Genomic DNA, 993 nt, shown 5'->3' on the forward strand with positions numbered 1-993 from the left:
ATATCCAAAATTGATGAAGATACCTCTTCAAAAGTTTTAATCTGTTTATACATACTTAATTAACTATTGATTAGACGCTCTAATATAGCCAATTTTTATGTATAGAATTTAGGTATGATGACAATTCTAACCATGTATATATCAGATTATAGAGAACTTTGCCTTTACATAATATTTTAGTATACATAAGGCATGTTATGTAAAATTTTACATAACATGCCGCAAAGGAAGTGGCGGATGCCCGAATGGTAGCAACCCGTGATTGCCCTTTCAAGATTGGTTTTCAACTGCTGTCTGTCCTTGTAGCGGATAAAACGGTGTCCTGTGAACGCTGCCGTCTTTGTAATGTCTGTCCGTATCATCATCATACCTTGTAGAATGTCTTTGCCAAGAACAAACCGCCCAACACGTTTGCCCCACACGCTTCCAAGTTGTCGGCTGTGGTGGCATAGGATATGCCTTTGGTGATGATGTCGTCAAAGAGCAACACATCTTTGCCCTTGAAGAAATCAGTGTCATAGTCTGCCATTTGTGCCGTCCGAGCCTCGGTTTCGTCCTTTCGGTGTTCGTGTACTGCCAACCGTCCTGCCGACACCTGCATATGGGGATAGCCGTTGATGGCATGGGTGAGTTCGCATACCCTTTCCGAAAAACGCTTGTAGCGCAGTTCGTTCTTCTCTTGCGTTGATGCAGGTACACAGGTGAATACGATGCTTGTGAGCCGACTGCCGAAAAGTTCTTGCAAGTGTCTGGCAGTCATTTGGGCTACTTGCTCGTATGCCCGTCCGTCCTTGAAATTCCAAATGGTCTGCCGGTCAGCCTTTTGCTGCTCACCCACGTTCTTGATGCGTACAGGATAGTATTTCATCAGCCACTGTATTAGCCTGATTTTGGTTGACTATCTCAAAGTCTTAAACCTGTTAAAAGTTGCCTCGGTTATAGCTATCCGTTAATTTAGTTGACATCGGCACGGTCATCCCTGAATTTGGTTGC

General features: G+C 43.7%; 2 protein-coding genes. Both read right to left on the reverse strand.

Going from position 1 to position 993, the window contains the following annotated elements; all coding sequences use genetic code 11:
• Window positions 1–176: 176 nt before the first annotated feature.
• A complete protein-coding gene (locus B5F25_RS20865; RefSeq protein WP_241148468.1) occupies window positions 177–368 on the reverse strand; it encodes a hypothetical protein in 192 nt (63 codons plus the stop codon).
• Window positions 365–868: a phosphoribosyltransferase gene (locus tag B5F25_RS20870; protein WP_087251751.1), complete on the reverse strand. Its 504-nt coding sequence runs from the start codon at window positions 866–868 to the stop codon at window positions 365–367. The genes B5F25_RS20865 and B5F25_RS20870 overlap by 4 nt, the downstream gene beginning before the upstream one ends.
• Between the last annotated feature and the right edge of the window lie 125 nt (window positions 869–993).

Source organism: Bacteroides sp. An19, assembly GCF_002160215.1.
In the GTDB taxonomy this organism is placed as follows: domain Bacteria; phylum Bacteroidota; class Bacteroidia; order Bacteroidales; family Bacteroidaceae; genus Phocaeicola; species Phocaeicola intestinalis.

What these genes read in the sequence shown, in the direction of transcription:
- B5F25_RS20870 (WP_087251751.1), bottom strand. Translation starts at nt 868, where the DNA reads ATGAAATACTATCCTGTACGCATCAAGAACGTGGGTGAGCAGCAAAAG.
- B5F25_RS20865 (WP_241148468.1), bottom strand. Translation starts at nt 368, where the DNA reads ATGATGATGATACGGACAGACATTACAAAGACGGCAGCGTTCACAGGA.